Here is a 1435-nt window from a genome sequence, read left to right on the forward strand (position 1 = left end):
GCAGAATTAGATAAAGCTGCAGAATTGTTGAAGGATCTTGACAGAGAAGCTGCTAAAAAAGAAATTGCTGATGCCGCTAAAACAGCGACGGTTGCTATTGAAGCTAGTACAAGCTTAACGCCAGAACAAAAGGCAGAAGAAAAAGTCAAAGTAGCTAAAGAAGCAAAAGAAGCAAAAGATGCCATTGATAAAGCGACAACTGAAGCTGAACTAGATAAAGCTTTACGTACCTTCTTATATCAGTTGGATCAAGATTCATTAGTTTATGAACGACCATCTTTTGACCTTGGAGCATTCATTCAATCATCTATTACTGGAGTAGTAACAGTTGAACGTGGAAAAGCAATTCGTCAAGCTGATGTCATTGCTAAACTAAACTTACCAGAGAATGTTACGGTCATTAGCATAGATTTACCGGATACAAATACATTAGGGGACAAGTTTGCTAAAGTAACTTTAAGATTAGCAGATGGAAAAGAAATAACTGTAAAAGTACCGGTTAGAGTTGTTGCTCCACAAAGTGGGGAGTCTAAACCAGAAACTTCTCTTCCAGATTATGGCAGAAATAACGGATCAACTAACACTGACGCAAAAGTGGATAAAGCGAAGTTAGAAGGTGCTATCCATCAATTAGATGAATTGATCATTAAAGAATCAGCTAAGCTTGATGCAGAAACTGCAAAAGAAGCGACTGACTTATTGGCAGACGCTAAGAAAGTATTTGCTCATGCAGACGCAACTCAAGCAGAAGTGGATGCAATGGTTAAACGTATCGAAGACTTCATGGCGAAAGTTGCTCCAGCAACTGATCATGCAACTCCAGCTAAGGACCAAGCTGCTCAAACATCAGCTCCAGCTACTACTCAAGCAGCAGCTAATGCTAGCCAAGAAGCAGCAACAAACGCGCGTAAAGCAGCTAAAGAATTGCCAAACACAGGTACAGTAGATTCTGTAGTATCTATGGTAGTAGCGGCCGCAAGTGCATTACTTGGTCTTGGCCTTGCAGGCCGTCGTCGTAAAGAAGACGAAGAAGCTTAATTGGTAGATTGTTTGATAAACATCAGATGATAATACTCAATGAAAATCAAATAGCAAGCTAGGAAGCTAGCCACAGGCTGCTCAAAACACTGTTTTGAGGTTACAGATAGAACTGACGAAGTCAGTAACATATACCTACGGCAAGGCGAAGCTGACGTGGTTTGAAGAGATTTTCAAAGCTTAAACAAGTACCTCTCATAAGAATTCTCCTAGTAGGAAGGCGCTACAACCAAAGAAATCCTCTGATATCTTCTTTTAGACATATGATCTATACCTTTAATGAGTGACCATATTCTCGATAAAAATAAGTACTGAATCCTGTTTCATCAATATAAACAGGCGCTAAGCGCTTTCAACTCTTGTATAAATGGAAGAAAAAATGGTAAATTCCCAAACT

General features: G+C 39.5%; 1 protein-coding gene. It reads left to right on the forward strand.

The window, feature by feature from the left end; genetic code table 11:
- Positions 1-1038 (forward strand): DUF1542 domain-containing protein (locus HT697_RS10405; RefSeq protein ID WP_240149841.1); only part of this gene is annotated, 1038 nt, incomplete at its 5' end.
- Positions 1039-1435 lie beyond the last annotated feature (397 nt).

It is taken from the genome of Streptococcus sp. 1621 (assembly GCF_013276615.1).
Lineage (GTDB): Bacteria > Bacillota > Bacilli > Lactobacillales > Streptococcaceae > Streptococcus.